The sequence below is a fragment of the Micromonospora sp. WMMD714 genome, assembly GCF_029581315.1.
In the GTDB taxonomy this organism is placed as follows: Bacteria; Actinomycetota; Actinomycetes; order Mycobacteriales; family Micromonosporaceae; genus Micromonospora; species Micromonospora rifamycinica.
Genome location: NZ_CP120744.1, coordinates 5,602,672 through 5,616,898, shown reverse-complemented (window position 1 = coordinate 5,616,898; position 14,227 = coordinate 5,602,672). Strand labels below are relative to the sequence as shown.

The following is a 14,227-nucleotide window of genomic DNA, read 5'->3' as shown; positions in this document are numbered from 1 at the left end:
CGGTCAGCCGTCGCCGGCGGGTCGCGCCGCGCCGGAACGGGACGCCGGGGAGGCGCTTGCCGGCGGTGGTGGTGCCATTGTCGTCTCCGGCGGCCGTGGCGGCGAGATCCAGGTGACCAGCACCACTGAAATGATCATGAGGAGGAACCACGAGGCGAGCTTGGTCGGCGACACGGGATCCCAGCCGGTCACCTGGCCGGGGTAGAGCCACGCCTGCGACCAGGTGGCGATGTTCTCCGCCAGCCAGATGAAGAAGGCGACCAGGAGAAAGGCCACCGGTAGCGGCATGCGCAGCCGGTGCCGGAAGACCCGGAAGTGCATCACGCAGCGGCCGAACACCGCCGCGACGGCGGCGATGAGCAACCACCTGACGTCCGGCAGATAGTGGTTGGTGAAGAAGTTGACGTAGATCGCGGTGGCCAGGACGGCCGTCAACCAGCGCCGGGGATAGCGGGTGAAGCGCAGGTCGAACAGTCGGTTGACCCGGACCAGGTAGGACCCGACCGCGGCGTACATGAAGCCACTGAACAGCGGCACCGCGCCGAGCCGCAGCACCCCGTCCGGGGCGTAGGACCACGAGCCGACGTACGTCTTGAACAACTCCATCGCCGTCCCGACCAGATGGAACAGGACCACCACCCGCAGCTCGCGCAGGGTTTCCAGCCGACCGGCCAGCATGCCCACCTGGATGGCGACCGCGGCGACGGTAAGCAGGTCGTTGCGGGCGAGGGCGGCGTCCGGCGGATACCAGAGCCGGGCCGCCAGGATGACGGCCAGCATCGCCCCGCCGAACACGCAGGCCCAGGCCTGCTTGAGCCCGAAGGCCAGGAACTCGGTCAACCAGCCGGCCGGCCCGTGGCGGGGCAGCCGGGCGAGGACCGCGTGCAGGCGGACGTCGAGCGCGCGTTCGGCCGTGGTCAGGGCGCTCGGTCCGGGCACAGGGGGCATCGGTGGCGACGCTACCGGTTCCCGGGTCGGCGGCTGCCGACGGTCAGGGGGAGGTCGAGAGCGCGCTGAGGAGGCCGATCCCACCACAGCAGAGCAGACCGACCAGGGGCAGCACGACGAGCGCGATGCTGTAGTTCGACCACATCCCGAACTTCGTCACGTCGGTGCCCTGCCCGTCGCGGACCCGGTTGCGCCAACCGCCGAAGTTGAACACCAGCGGGTACGCCACCCCGGGCGGGACGGTCAGCGCGGTGGTGACGATGGGGATACCCATGAAATCGGTGTAACGGACGTCGTGCGCCCCGGCCGGGACGACCACGTACCAGGTGCCCTCACCGGGAATCGAGACCAGCCGACCGTCGATCTTGAAACGGCTGGTGGTCGGCACGGGCACCAGGTAAGGCCCCCGGTTGACCGAGACGACCAGCACCGCGTGGCCCGGCGGCGGCGGGACCGGCTGCGGATAGGCGATCATCGGCGTGACGCCGCCGGGGGCGGACGGGTACGGCTGCTGAGGGGGATACGACACGGGCACATCCTGGCACGACCCCTGACCACGGTCCACGCCGACGCCCTCCGAGCGGCGCGGAGGGGGCCGACCGGCGGACGACCACCCCGCGCCGGCAGGTCTGTCCCGCTCGGGTTGAACCGTCGGCACCCCGGTTCGTAGAAGGGGGCCGGGACGGGAGGATGTCGGTGCGACCGAGGGTGTGGAAAGCGATGGTGGGGATGCGGCGAGCCTTTGTCATGGTGCTGCTGGTCGGGATCGCGCTGGTCGTACCGGCGGGACCGGTGGGTGCGGTACCCGCCGAGACCGGTCGGTACTACGTGGTCGGACCCCCGGTCGACGGCCAACGGGAGTACCTCTACGCCATCGCGCTGCGTACCCTCGGTAACGGCAACCGGTTCCGGGAGATCGTCGACCTCAACGTGGGGCGGGTGCAACCGGACGGCGAGACGTTCACCGACGGTGTGGTCCTGCGCCCCGGCTGGCGGCTCGTGCTGCCCCGGGACGCGAAGGGCCAGGGGGTACGGATCGGCCGCCTGCCGCAGGTCGCCTCGCGTCCACCGAGCCCACCGAGCCCGAGCGCGCGGGCTTCGACCCCTTCCCGGCCCACCGCGACCCCCCGTACGGCGGCTGCGTCCACGACGGTCGCGTCCCGGCCCGCCGCCACCCCGGCGCAGGCGGGCACCCGGGCGGTCGGACGACCTCCCGACGCCCCGCAGTCGACCGGCCCGTTGAGCCCGCTGCTGATCCGGGCCGGTGCCGGGATGCTGGCGGTGTTCTTCGCCGCCGTCGCCGTCATGTTGCTGCGTCGGGGCGGGGGCCGCCGGGTGGTCCTGGAGGACGACGGACCCTGGCCGCCACCGCGGCACCACACCCCGACCCCCGCCGAGATCGCCGCCGGACCGACGGCCGACGACCCGGAGCCGCCGCCAGCTCCGGCGCCCCTGCCCGCACCGCCGGCTCCGGCGACCCTGCCCGCCTTGCCGCCACCGGCGACCCTGCCCGCGCCGCCGCCACCGGCCATCCTGCCGGCACCGCCCCGGTCGACCCATCCGCTGCCCCCGCCGATGACCCGATCGGCGCCACCGCCGCTACCGGCGCCACCACCACCCGCCCCTGCGGCACCGCAGGCGCTACCGGCCCGGCCGCCGAAGCCGGTGTGGCCGCCCCGGACACCGCAGTCGGCACCACCCCGACCCACCGCAGTGGACGTACCACGGGCAGCCACACCGGCCCCGGCATCAGCCCCGGCACCGGCACCGGCATCAGCCCCGGCCCCGGCACCGGCACCGGCACCGGCACCGGCTCCGGCCACGCCGGCACCGGCTCCGGCCACGCCGGTCGAGGCGGCTCCGGCCGTTCCGCCGGTGGGGTCACCGGATCCGGCCCGGCCGGCGACCGTAGCCCCGGCCCTGCCCGCCGCCGAGCTGCCCCGACCGGCGGTGCCGAGTGGGAACGACGTGCCGTACCTGCACACCGAGCTGGAGACCGGGCTGGGGGTGATCCGGGTCAGGCTGGTCGGGGTGGCGGCGGGCCGGGGTGCTCCCGCCTATGCCTGGCTCGGCCCGGACGAGGCCGCCCCACCGGCGAGCCTGCCGTTGGTGCTGGGGCGCAGGGGGCCGTGGCGGCTGCACGTCGACCTGGGGCGGGCACCGGACGTGCTGACCCTGGTCGGCGACACCGACGACTGCCGGCACACCGCCGCCCTCTTCGCCCGGCAGTTGCGCGCCGCCGGGATCGGTGTGGCCACCGTGGGCGGGGTGCTCGGCGGGCAGGCCCCGGAGGGCTGCCGGTCACTGCCGGGACTGCCTGCCGCTCCCGCCCCCGGTGCGGACCCGCCCCCGCCGTACGTGGTGTTCACCCCCGGTCTGGCCGCCACGGAGCTGGCCGGGGCGCGTCGACTCGCGACGGACACCGGTGGACGGTGCGTGCCGGTGGTGATCGGGCCGGTGCCCGCCGGCCGGTGGTCGGTTCAGGTGGGCTCGGCCGACGGGCGCGCTCCGGCGGCCCGGTCGGGTACGGCGGACTGAAGGCCGGCGACGGCGGACGGCAGCGGCCCGGGAACCACCTCGGTGATCCGCTGCCAACCGCCGGCCTGCGCCCGGTACGCGCGCTGCACCACGATCCGGTCGTACGACCGGCTGCCGAGGACCAGCGGCACTCCGGCCCGGTGCAGCCGCTCCACCCTGGTCCGCACCAGGCGCAGCCCGGACACCATGGCGTGGGTGGCGTCGACGTCGACGGTACGGCCGGCCGGCACCCGTACCTCCAGCAGCAACCGGCCCGGCCGGGCCACGGGCCGCTGCTGGTAGAGCGGTAGCCAGCCCCGGGGCAGCCCGCGCGACCGCGCCGGCAGCAGGGCGTACGCCTGCCGGGTGCCGAATCCCGGCCAGCGGCGGACGTCCTGGGGCAGCCCGGCGACCGACCGGCTGGTCGGCGCGGGACGGATCCGCAACGGCTCGTCGGTGGTCTCCACGGTGGACCGCAACCGCCCGAAGCCCTCGGACCGCAACGCGCCCAGCACCCGTACCCGGTCGAGGCGGGCCGCCGGCAGCAGATAGGTGTCCGGACCCCCCAGGACGTGTCTGAACCGGGCCGGGACGTGTGAGCGCAGCACCCCTGTCGGGATCGCACCACCCGGCCCGACCCGGACCCGCAGCAGGTCGCCTCCGGTGGGCGCGGACCGGGGGTCGAGGAAGGCGGCCAGGAACAACTCGACGCTCGGCACGCCCTCGGTGACCGCGCTGGCCGGATCGCCCTCGATGAGGACGAACGCCTCGAACACCTCGGCGTTGACCTGCTGGCCCCGCCGTAGCCAGGGCGGGCCGTAGTCCGCCGCGCGACGGTTCTCGGTGACCAGGGCGGGCCGGCGGAGGGAGCCGGCGAGCGTCGCCGTCGCGTCCCCGGTCACCGTGCCGTCCACCGCCGGGGACGCGACGGCGATGCTGCCGGGGGTCGGGGCGGGGAGTCCGGTGCCGGTCGGCAGGGCCGTCGGGTCGTCGGTGGCCGTGCCGTCGACTGCGGCGTCGCCCGCCTCGGCGGTGGGGACGGCCGCAACCGCGATCCGCTGCCGCTCCCGTCGGGACACCAGCAGCCCCTCGGGGGTGGCGTCGAGGGTGGACGCACCGTCGGCGTACCGCGGCCGGTGCGCCTGCCAGGCGGCGACCGCGCCGGCCGGGTCGAACGCGCGCAGGTCACGCCGGTCGTCGACCAGGTCGGCCCGGCCGCCCGCGGGTGGCGTCCAGACGGTGGCCCCGGTCGTCTCGGCCAGCTCGGCCACCTGCGTGCGGAGTCGGGCCTGCTCGTCGGCGTCGGACGGCCAGGTCAGCCAGAGGCGCAGGTCGGCACCGTAGAGCGGCAGGTCGCCGAGGAGTGCGGCGAGCCGGTCGCCACCGTGCACGGCCTGGGTGCCGCTGTAGTCGCCGACCAGGAAACCCCCGGAACGGGCCGTGACGGCGACCGTGACCACCCCGGTCGACGCGCCCAGCCGGTGCGCGGTGGCCCGCCTGGTGACGAAGTCGGCCCGGGTGGCGAGGGCGAGCCCGTCCGGCAGCGGTAGGCCCACCACTCCGGTACGGGGACGGACCAGACCGTCGTCCACCGCGAACCAGCCCGGCAGCGGGGTGGCGAGATCCGGTGGCTGGAGCACGAGCCAGTCCATCGGCTGGCGGGTCACCCGGTCCAACGGCACCGCGTCCAGGGGGACGACGTCGGTGCCCGGTGGGGTGGTTGCGCCGGCGGTCCGGTCGGTGGCGTGCCGGATGTCGGAGCCGTCCGGGCTGACCAGCACGTCGTGCCCGAGAAGCCCGGCCACCTCGGTGAACAGGTCGAGGTGCCGGGCCCCGTCGTCGGCGAGGATCCGGACGTCCTGGGCGGCGTCCCCGCCCCGCCGGACCAGGGTGGCGACGGCACGGGCGTCGAGGGGCCGGTCGGGGGCGGTGGGCACCACCAGGCGTCCGCCCGGTCCGGGCGCCAGCCAGAGGTCGAACAGCCCGGCGATCCGGCGGTGGCGGCGTGGGTCGAAGCGCCGGGTGGCCGGCACCCGGTCCAGACCGTGGCCGTCCGCCGGTCCTGTCGCCCGCCCAGACCCGTGCACCATCGCCCCACTTCCGTCTCCACCGGCACGGGTCCGTCCGTGCCGTCCGCCCGCCGCCGTTGACAGTGGACGTCCGTCCGTCTGCCGGTCACCCGCTCCCGCCGAGGGGTACGGCCCGAGGAGATCTGCCCGTCATCAGCTGCCGGTACTCTCGGCAGACCTCATGACGAGGATCATGGAAATCTGGTTCAGATTGATTTGAACGGACCGGCCGCAGATCCGCAATAGACGGGTGAAGGCCGGTGACGCTCGGCCATGGTGACTGAAGGGGGACACCCAGTGCTGGCGAAGCGCTCGATCCTTGCCCGCCTGCTCGCGGTGGCGATGGCCGGCTGCGTGCTGATGACGCTGACCGGGCCGGCGGTCGCGCGGGCCAAGAAAGATCCGCAGCCCTACGTGAAGTACTACGTGGTCGCGGCACAGTACCAGGGTCAGCCGGAGAGCCTGACGGAGATCGCGCGGCGGTTCCTCGGCAGCGGTGAACGCTCGGCCGAGATCTACCACCTCAACACCGGGCGGGTGCAGCCGGACGGCTCCCGGCTGACCGACCCGGGCCGGCTGAAGGCCGGCTGGCAGCTGGTGCTGCCCTGGGACGCGGCCGGTGCCGGGGTGACCTACGGCCAGCTCCCGACCGGCAAGAGCCCCACCCCGGGTGCCCGCCCCACCGGGGCGCCCGGTCCGGGCGCCACCGCCAGCCCGAAGCCGAGCCCGAGTCCGAGCCCGAGCCGGACCGGCGGTTCACCCGGACCGGGCGGCGCCGGCCCGAAGTGCACCGCCACCACGGGGTCGAGCAGCCGGTCGGACTGGGCGCAGCTGCGGATGGCCGCCGACAGCGCCTGGACCCTGACCCGGGGCAACGGTGTCAAGGTGGCCGTGGTCGACACCGGTGTCGACGCGACCGTCCAGCAGCTGAGCGGCCGGGTCGCCGTCGGCGCGGACGTGACCGTCGGCAACGGGCGCGGGGACACCGACTGCCTGGGCAGCGGCACCGCGATGGCGGGCATCATCGCCGGGGACAGCAGCGTCGACGGCAGCCCGGTCGGCATCGCCCCGGACGCCACCATCCTGCCCGTGCGGGTCGTCCGCGGCTCGGGTGCCGCCCGGCCGGGCGACGCGGCCAACGCCATCGAGGTGGCGGTCAGCGCGGGTGCCTCGGTCGTCGCGGTCGGGTCGCACGTCGACCTCACCGACCCGGCGGTGGCGACCTCGGTGGCCACCGCGCTCGACCATGACGTCCTGCTGGTGGCCGGTGCGCCGACCAGGGCGGTGCCGCCGCCGTCGCCCGCCGGCCGGTCCGGGGGAGGGGCGCTGCTGCTCACCGGTGGGGTCGGAGCCGGCGACCAGCTGGCCGAGCAGTACGCGGCGGGCGCGGTCGAGGTGGTCGCGCCCGGGGTGGACGTGGCGAGTCTCGGCGTCGGCGGCGGCCGGGCGGTCAGCAACACCGGCACCGAGTTCGCGGTGGCGTTCGTGGCCGGTCAGGCGGCGCTCATCCGGGCGGCCCAGCCCGACCTGACCGCCGCCCAGGTCAAGGAGCGGATCCGTGGGACCGCCGACGCGATCGGCGCGGCGGCCCCGGACGCCCGGTACGGCTCCGGAATGATCAACCCGGCGGCCTCGGTGTCGGTGGCGGTGGACGACCGCAACCAGGTGGCCAGTCAGCAGCAGGGTAACAACGGCGTGGCGCTCGCCGTCATCCTCGGCATCGCGCTGCTCTGCGGTGCCGGCGTCGTCTTCGGGCTCCGGCTGCGCCGCAACCGGTTCGGCGGCTGACCCGCGCCGCGCGGCAGCCGAGCGTCGGTCGATACCCGCTGCCCCTGCGCTGCCCGTGCGGCAGCCGCCCACCGGACGGTGCCCGGTGCCCCCTGTGCGCTACGGGGGCACCGGGCAGCCGGCTGTCGTGGTGGTCGGCTACCGCCGGGTGAAGGTCTGCTTCGGGTTGAACACGCAGATCCAGGACATCATCGGGGCGCCCACCCCGTGGCCGTCGACGTCCAGACACCGGTCGGTCTCCCGGTTGAACAGGGACGTGCGGTCGTTGTAGGTGACCCACTCCCATTTCTGGGCCGGGTTGCCGCTGCACACGGCGACCTGCACGGGCGTGCCGTCCTTCTTCTCACCCCAGGCCACGTCGAGGCAGAGGCCGTTGGCCCGGACGCTGCCGTCGGAGCGGAAGTCCCACCACTGCGACTTCTCCTCCTGACACTTGCGCAGCACGGCGCGTACCCCGTCGCTGGTGCCGGCGGTGACGCACAGCCCGGTCTCCTTGCCGACGAGCTGCTTGGTGCCGGCCGGCCGGGTCGGTGCCGCCGCTGGCTTCGGCTTCTTGGCCGGCGGGCTCGCGGCGGTCGTCGTCGGGGCGGCCGGGGTGCCGCTGGGGGTGGGCGACGGCGTCGTGGTCGGGGTGGGCGAGGGGCTTGGAGACGGCGACGCCGCCGGCCGGAGACGGCCGTCCAGGGCGTAGTAGTCGGTGTGGTCCCGGACGGTCCGCAGGAACGTCTGCGTCCCGGCGTCCAGCTCGCCGCCGGTCTGCCGGACGGCGGCCGGGCCGTTGCGGTACGCGGCCAGCGCCAGCAGCGACGGGTCACCCTCCAGCCCGGACAGTTCCCGGTGCAGGGCGCACAGGGCGGTGCCGGCCGCCGGGATCGCCACCTGCGGATCCCAGGCCGAGGCGTCGGTCGGGCCGTAGGCCTGCCAGACCTCGGGGCGGAACTGCGCGATGCCCCGCTGCCCCTCGGGGCCGAGCAGGTTGACGTCGAAGCCGGACAGCGCCATCAGCTGCGCGGCGACCATCGGCGGCGTGACCTCCGGGCAGACCGAGCCGGCCCGGACCACGAGCGCGGTGTAGCCGCCGGGGACCGCCTTGGGCTGCTGGACGCCGCCGCTCGGGCGGGGCTTCCCGGAGCCGCCGAACGCGGTCAGCTTGGCGTAGTAGGCGGCGTACCCGCTGGCCTGGTCGACGTACTCGACGGCGTCGGCGGGCACCCCCTTGGCGTCGCGTACCTCGTCGAGGCCGGTGTGGAAGGCGGCCAGCGAGAGCCGCCAGGCCTCCCCCGGGACGTCCGCCAGCCGGACCTGGCCGTTGAGGTCGCACATCAGGTGGGCCAGGGCGAGGATGTTGGCGGCGGGATCGGAGCGTTCCGCGCCCGGCCACGGCGCCCACGACTTCCACGCGGCGGCGTCGAGACCGGCGATGCCCTGGCCGCCGGAGGCGGTCCGCTTGGCCCGACCGTCCAACCCCGACTCGGCCATCAGCTGACCGGCCAACCGGGCCGGGGTGAGCGTCGGGCAGGAGCGGGCGGCCGCCGTGATGGTCGTCAGGTGCTCCTCCGAGACGGTCCGACCGGTCAGGTCGTCGTCCCGGGCGGAGGCCGCGCCCCAGCCGACGGCGGCCACCACCATGGACGCCACGGCGAGGCCGGCGAGTACGGCGGCGGCGGTACGACGGGGGATCGACCCCAGTCGGGAACGTACGGAGGGATGATCGGATTTCACGGGAGGTGTCCCTTCCGGGGTGGCGACGTCACTGTCGTGACGGACGCGCGATGTCCTCGGTTCACCGGGCTCGGGTCGGATCGGATGATTTTGGTCCGGTCGACATTGAACCGAGGCCGGTGGCGGACCGTCAACGTGGCTACCGCCGGGCCGGGCCGGATGTGCACGGGGTGCCGGCGGCGATGGCCGTACCGTTGATCGGAGCTGTGATGCTGACTCGCCGCAGGGTACTCGCAATGGGTTTGGGCGGCGCCGCCGTGGTCGGTGCGCCGCTGGTGGCGGCCCCGCTGATCTCCCGGGCGCGGGCCTCGGGTGGGCTGCCGCTGACTGTGGTGAACAGCACAGGCCGGTTCGCCGACTCGGCGATCCGGATGTACGTCGTGGGCACCGACCCGACGACCGGCGCGATGGGCTACGTCCGGGAGAGCGGACAGTTCACCCCGGCCGATCCGGCGCACAACGGGCCGGACGGCGCGGCCGACATCGGGGTGCCGCTGGCCGGGTCCGGGACGACCCGGTTCGTGCTGCCGATGATGTCCGGCCGGATCTACTTCGCCATCGACGGCCGGCTGCGGTTCACCGTGGTCACCGACGGCAACGGGCGGCCGGCGCTGCAGTACCCGGTCGGCTGGGTGGCCGACGATCCCAGCTTCGGGGTGCTGCACGACTGCTGCGAGTTCACCTACGACGCGACCGGGATGTACTGCAACACCACCACCGTGGACATGTTCAGCATCCCGCTGTCGATCCGGCTGCTCGGCGACGTGGAGCAGGCCACCGGCAAACTGGTCGACGGCGGCCGGGACGCGATCTTCGCCGAGCTGGCCCGCCAGCCCGGCTTCGAGCGGCTGGTCGTCGGCGGACTGCGGGTCCTCGCGCCCGGCAAGGGCATCGAGACGGGCCGCTTCGACCCGGGGTACTACGACGGCTACATCGCCGAGACGTGGGACCGGTACAGCCGTACCGACCTGCGCGTACGCGGCCCGGAGGGCAGCTACCGGGGCCGGGTGGTCGACGGGCGGCTGGCCTTCGACGGCCTGCGGGCGTTCGACCGGCCCTCCACACTGAACGTGTTCCACTGCGACGGGGCGCTCGCCGCGCCGAACGACAGGTTCTCCGGCCCGGTGGCGGCGATCCTCGGCGCCGGATTCAACCGGTCGGTGCTCGACCAGCCCGACCAGCCGACCACCAACCGGGACGCCTACTACCAGCACCCGGTTACCAACCACTACTCCCGGGTGCTGCATCGGCACAGCGCCGACGGCCGGGCGTACGGCTTCCCCTTCGACGACGTCGCCGACGACGCGTCGTACATCCAGGACGTCGCGCCGAGCGAGATGATCATCACGCTCACCCCGTTCGGCGCGGGTCCGGCCGAGGTCGAGCCGCCCGGGGCCACCCCCACGACGGTCGTCGCGTCACCACCGGGGCTGGTCGCCCGGGAACGGGAGGAGGGGCAGGAGACCCCGGCGGCCGGCGTCGACCGGCACCGGGGGGTGGGCCGGGAGATCGCGGCGGCGGGCTTCGACCGGGAGCAGGGCGTCCGGACCGAGCCGTGCAGCGAGGGCGGTGCCCACCTGGGGTTCCTCGCGCACGGCGACTGGGCCGGCTACCGGGGGGTCGACTTCGGCCGCGACCCGGCGACCCAGTTCCAGGTGCGGGTGGCCTCGGGCGCGCCGTCGGGCGTCTCCGGTCTGATCGAGGTACGCCTCGACGCCCCGGGCCTGCCGCCGGTGGGCAGCATCGCGGTGGCCAGCACCGGTGGCTGGCAGAACTGGGTGACCGTGCCGGGGAACCTCGCCCCGGTGACCGGCGTGCACGACGTCTACCTGACCTTCGCCAGTGGACAGCCGCAGGAGTTCGTCAACGTCCGCTGGCTGCGGTTCAGCCGATGAGTCCGACCGCCCTCGCCGCCCGCGCCGACCGGCGGGCCGGGGTGCCGACCGTCGCCGTCGGTCACCCGCGGCACCGGCCGGACGGTCGACGGCCCGGTCAACCGTCCGATGAGCACGGTTATGCTCTCTTCCTAGGCGGGCTCGGCGTCGGGACGCCGGCGCGGCCGTACGGGTGCGACCCGTACGTCAGGGGGAGGCGTTCTGTGTCGGCGGTGCCCAACGAAGCACCCGGGGTCACCGGCGACGCGGCGGTCGAGCGGGCCGACCCCGAGGCCCTGATGCGCTGGATCCACGAGCAGTACCGGGCGCCGCTGCTGCGCTTCCTGACCCGGCTGGTGCTCGGTCGGCAGGAGCTCGCCGAGGACCTCGTCCAGGAGACGTTCCTGCGCACCTGGCGGAACCTGTCGACCCTGGCAGAGGACCCGCGCCGGATCGCCCCGTGGCTCTACACGGTCGCCCGGCACGTGGCCATCGACGCGATGCGCGCCCGGCAGGCCCGCCCGCCCGAGGTGGTCATCCCCGACCTCAACCGGCTCGCCTCGGCCGACGACGAGATGGACCGGGTGGTCAGCACCCACACCGTCCGGCTGGCGCTGCAACAGATCAAGCCGGAGCACCGCGAGGTGCTCGTCGAGATGTACTACAAGGGCTCCTCGGTCGCCGAGGCCGCGCAGCGACTGGGAATCCCGGAGGGTACGGTAAAGTCCAGAACGTATTATGCGGTACGCGCGCTGCACGCAGCGATCGGCCCGACCGAGTCGTCCTGATGACGCGACGTGTCGATTTCCCGCTCGACCCCCCGGACGGCTGCCGTCCCGGGGGTCGTCACACCGTCACCGGTGTCTCCGGGTCGAGAAGGAGGGCGTGATGCGCACCGGCGGCGAACATCCCACCGCTGAGCACGCCGCCCTGGCCCTCTACCTGCTCGGCGCGCTCGACGAGGCCGACCGGGTCGCCTTCGAGGCACACCTGGCCGGTTGCGGGGAGTGCCTGTCCGCAGCGGCGGAGATGGGCAGCGTGACCAGCGCCCTCGGCGGGCTCGACGCCGCCGACTGGGGTGACCTGGGTGGCCTGCCGGAGTTCGTGCCACCCGCGGAGTTCGCTCCCCCCGCGGGCCACCCACCGGCCGGCGTCGCCCCGGCCACCGGCGTGGTGCCCGACGCTCCCGGCACGGCCCCCGGCACCGACGTCGGAGCGGGGGCGGACCCGCCCCCGGGGAAGGTCGACCCGCCCGCCGGGACAGCGGCGGCCACCGCTGCCGACGCACAGCCGGGCACGGCGGTGACCCCGGCCGTGACCGCCGGTGGGGCGGCCCCTCGGGGCGCTCGCCGGGGTACCGGCCCGCGTGCCGCCGACGGCGGCCGTCCGGGCGGGAGGCGGCCAGCGGGCAGCCGCCCCGGAGGCGGCGGACCGGGGACGACGTCCACGGCGGCCGGCAGCCGACCCGCCGACCCGGCCCGGCGTCGCCGGCTGGTGCTCTGGAGCGGGGTGGCCGCCGCGGTGGCGGCCGTCGTCCTGGCCGGCGGGGTCGCCGTCGTCACCGGTTTCGGTGGCCGCAGCGGGGTGGTCCTCACCGCCACCGGGGAGGCACCGGCCCAGGGGGTGAGCCTTTCCGTGGCGATCACCACCGACGAGGGGACCGGCTCCACCATCCGGATCACCGCGACCGGCCTGCGCCAGGGCCTGCGCTACCGGCTGTTCGCGGTGACCCGCGACGGCGCCACCCACGTGGTACGCGACTGGACCGCCTCGACCGGGCCGCAGGAGGTGACCGGGGAGCTGTCGCTGCCGGTCGCCGACCTCGCCTTCGTCACGGTGGGACTGGTGGACGGCACCGCGGTCGTCACCGCCCCGATCTCCCGCTGAGCCGTCCCGGTGACCGTCCCCGGGCGGGCCAGCCCGGACAGCCGCCGGGCGGGTCCGCCCGGCGTCGTCAGTACGGCTCGGTGTGCGGGACCTCCTTGGCCCGGTGCGCCCCCACCTTGCACCCGGCGAACGGGCCCGCCGGGTTGCGCAGGCTGTTCAGCACCGGTTCGAGGTAGTCGCGGTGCCAGTTCGCCGGACCGCACAACCCGGCGTCCGGCCCGGTGAGCTCCTGCCAGGCCAGCCACAGGCCGTGTAACTGGGCCACCGCCTCAGGGTGCCGCCACCACTGCCCGCACCAGGGCGCGGCCGAGGAGACCTCCCGTGCGTAGACCGGTACGAGGAGCAACCGGACCCAGTTGCTGAGCAGCGTCAGCTCCTCGGTGTACTCGTCGTCGCGCAGATAGAGGATGAACGGCGAGGTGGTCGGCGGGTCGTCCGGCGACCCGTCCTCGGCGGGGCGTTGCTCCTGCTGCGTCACCGTCATCGGAACTCCTCGTCGGTGTGTCGGTCGGGTCGGGGCCCGCAGGGTCGTCCCCGGTCGGTCGGCCCGCCCGGGTCGGGGTCCGCCGGTGGGCTCGGCGGCGGGTCGGCTCAGTCGCCGGTGGGTTCGGCGCTGGGCGTCGCGGTCGGCGGGAACGACGGCGGTGGGCCGCCGAGCCCCTGGTACTTCGCGAACAGGGACCGCACCTGGGCCAGGTAGAGCTGCGCCTCGTTGGTCGAGGGGACGCCGCCGGCCCGGCGTACCTCGTCGATGCCGACGGCGTACGCGACGAGCGTCAGATCGAGCACCTCACCGATCGCCTGGCCGTTGTCCAGCAGGGCCTGGGCCTGTGCGGCCAGCGCGCAGACGTGGGCGGCCTGGGCCGCGATCGAGTCCTCCTCGTCGGTCGCGTCGGTGTCGCCGTCGTCGTCGGCGTCCTTGCCGTACCTCGTGAAGACCTCGGGTGGGAGTTGGGAGATGCCCTTCTCCCCGTTCGCACCCACCTTCGCCGGATCCCACCCGGAGGCCACCTCGATCTGCGCGGCGATCACCACGGGACCGATCTGGGGACAGGTCTTCCCGGCCTCCTCGATGCTGTCGGCCAGCCCTTCGGGCACCTGCTCCGGGTCGAGGGCGCCCTTGCCGTCGCCCTGCGCGGCGGCCAGCGAGTCGTCGGCGGCGCGGACCGGGTCGGCCGAGCCGCCGCCACCGAAGAGCAGGATCAACGCGACCAGCGGGGCCAGCAGCACGCCCAGCGCGCCGATCACGAAGACGCCGGCGGCGCCGATCACCCCGGCCACCGGGGTGGCCAGGCAGCTCAGTCCGGCCGCCACGGCCGCGCCGATCAGGGCCGCGGTGCTCCGGTTGGACTTCTGTGTCGGCTCCGCGCCGTCGTTGTCGGACGCTGCCATGTCGCCTCCCAGGCTGGTCGCCACCGCTGT

At 74.8% G+C, this 14,227-nt stretch carries 11 protein-coding genes; 5 read left to right on the top strand and 6 right to left on the bottom strand.

Annotated elements, in window-relative coordinates; genetic code table 11:
• Positions 1-3 precede the first annotated feature (3 nt).
• A complete protein-coding gene (locus tag O7625_RS23990) occupies positions 4-948 on the bottom strand; it encodes a DUF817 domain-containing protein (RefSeq protein WP_348773966.1) in 945 nt (314 codons plus the stop codon).
• Positions 949-991: 43 nt separating this feature from the next.
• Positions 992-1,477: a hypothetical protein gene (locus O7625_RS23985; protein ID WP_067306928.1), complete on the bottom strand. Its 486-nt coding sequence runs from the start codon at positions 1,475-1,477 to the stop codon at positions 992-994.
• A gap of 218 nt (positions 1,478-1,695) precedes the next feature.
• On the opposite strand from O7625_RS23985, the gene O7625_RS23980 reads away from it, so the two are divergent.
• Positions 1,696-3,486: a hypothetical protein gene (locus tag O7625_RS23980; protein ID WP_282341731.1), complete on the top strand. Its 1,791-nt coding sequence runs from the start codon at positions 1,696-1,698 to the stop codon at positions 3,484-3,486.
• Here the strand turns inward: O7625_RS23980 and O7625_RS23975 are convergent.
• Positions 3,429-5,555, bottom strand: a complete 2,127-nt coding sequence (locus tag O7625_RS23975; protein WP_282341729.1) for a hypothetical protein — start codon at positions 5,553-5,555, stop codon at positions 3,429-3,431. The genes O7625_RS23980 and O7625_RS23975 overlap by 58 nt on opposite strands.
• Positions 5,556-5,831: 276 nt before the next feature.
• Here O7625_RS23975 and O7625_RS23970 point away from each other — a divergent pair, with 276 nt between their 5' ends.
• Entirely contained in the window at positions 5,832-7,322 is a 1,491-nt protein-coding gene (locus tag O7625_RS23970; protein ID WP_282341727.1) for a S8 family serine peptidase, read from the top strand.
• A gap of 138 nt (positions 7,323-7,460) precedes the next feature.
• Here the strand turns inward: O7625_RS23970 and O7625_RS23965 are convergent, their stop codons facing one another.
• Positions 7,461-9,044 carry a ricin-type beta-trefoil lectin domain protein gene (locus O7625_RS23965; protein WP_282341725.1) on the bottom strand — a complete coding sequence of 528 codons (1,584 nt, stop codon included), beginning with the start codon at positions 9,042-9,044 and terminating at the stop codon, positions 7,461-7,463.
• Positions 9,045-9,280: 236 nt separating this feature from the next.
• Here O7625_RS23965 and O7625_RS23960 point away from each other — a divergent pair, with 236 nt between their 5' ends.
• The 3 genes from O7625_RS23960 (at position 9,281) to O7625_RS23950 (ending at position 12,805) form a co-directional block, all read left to right on the top strand.
• Complete coding sequence (locus tag O7625_RS23960) at positions 9,281-10,939, top strand: beta-1,3-glucanase family protein (protein WP_282341723.1); 1,659 nt, start codon at positions 9,281-9,283, stop codon at positions 10,937-10,939.
• Between the two features lie 212 nt (positions 10,940-11,151).
• Positions 11,152-11,706, top strand: a complete 555-nt coding sequence (locus O7625_RS23955) for a sigma-70 family RNA polymerase sigma factor (protein ID WP_067306925.1) — start codon at positions 11,152-11,154, stop codon at positions 11,704-11,706.
• Positions 11,707-11,806: 100 nt separating this feature from the next.
• Positions 11,807-12,805: a zf-HC2 domain-containing protein gene (locus O7625_RS23950; RefSeq protein WP_282341720.1), complete on the top strand. Its 999-nt coding sequence runs from the start codon at positions 11,807-11,809 to the stop codon at positions 12,803-12,805.
• Between the two features lie 67 nt (positions 12,806-12,872).
• Here the strand turns inward: O7625_RS23950 and O7625_RS23945 are convergent, their stop codons facing one another.
• On the bottom strand, positions 12,873-13,289 hold the full coding sequence (locus tag O7625_RS23945) for a DUF4913 domain-containing protein (RefSeq protein ID WP_282341718.1): 417 nt from the start codon (positions 13,287-13,289) through the stop codon (positions 12,873-12,875).
• Between the two features lie 107 nt (positions 13,290-13,396).
• A complete protein-coding gene (locus O7625_RS23940) occupies positions 13,397-14,197 on the bottom strand; it encodes a transglycosylase SLT domain-containing protein (RefSeq protein WP_282341716.1) in 801 nt (266 codons plus the stop codon).
• Positions 14,198-14,227 lie beyond the last annotated feature (30 nt).

Coding starts and splice junctions, on each gene's coding strand:
- O7625_RS23950 (WP_282341720.1), top strand. CDS start 11,807: ATGCGCACCGGCGGCGAACATCCCACCGCTGAGCACGCCGCCCTGGCC.
- O7625_RS23980 (WP_282341731.1), top strand. CDS start 1,696: ATGGTGCTGCTGGTCGGGATCGCGCTGGTCGTACCGGCGGGACCGGTG.
- O7625_RS23990 (WP_348773966.1), bottom strand. CDS start 948: ATGCCCCCTGTGCCCGGACCGAGCGCCCTGACCACGGCCGAACGCGCG.
- O7625_RS23975 (WP_282341729.1), bottom strand. CDS start 5,555: ATGGTGCACGGGTCTGGGCGGGCGACAGGACCGGCGGACGGCCACGGT.
- O7625_RS23940 (WP_282341716.1), bottom strand. CDS start 14,197: ATGGCAGCGTCCGACAACGACGGCGCGGAGCCGACACAGAAGTCCAAC.
- O7625_RS23960 (WP_282341723.1), top strand. CDS start 9,281: ATGGGTTTGGGCGGCGCCGCCGTGGTCGGTGCGCCGCTGGTGGCGGCC.
- O7625_RS23945 (WP_282341718.1), bottom strand. CDS start 13,289: ATGACGGTGACGCAGCAGGAGCAACGCCCCGCCGAGGACGGGTCGCCG.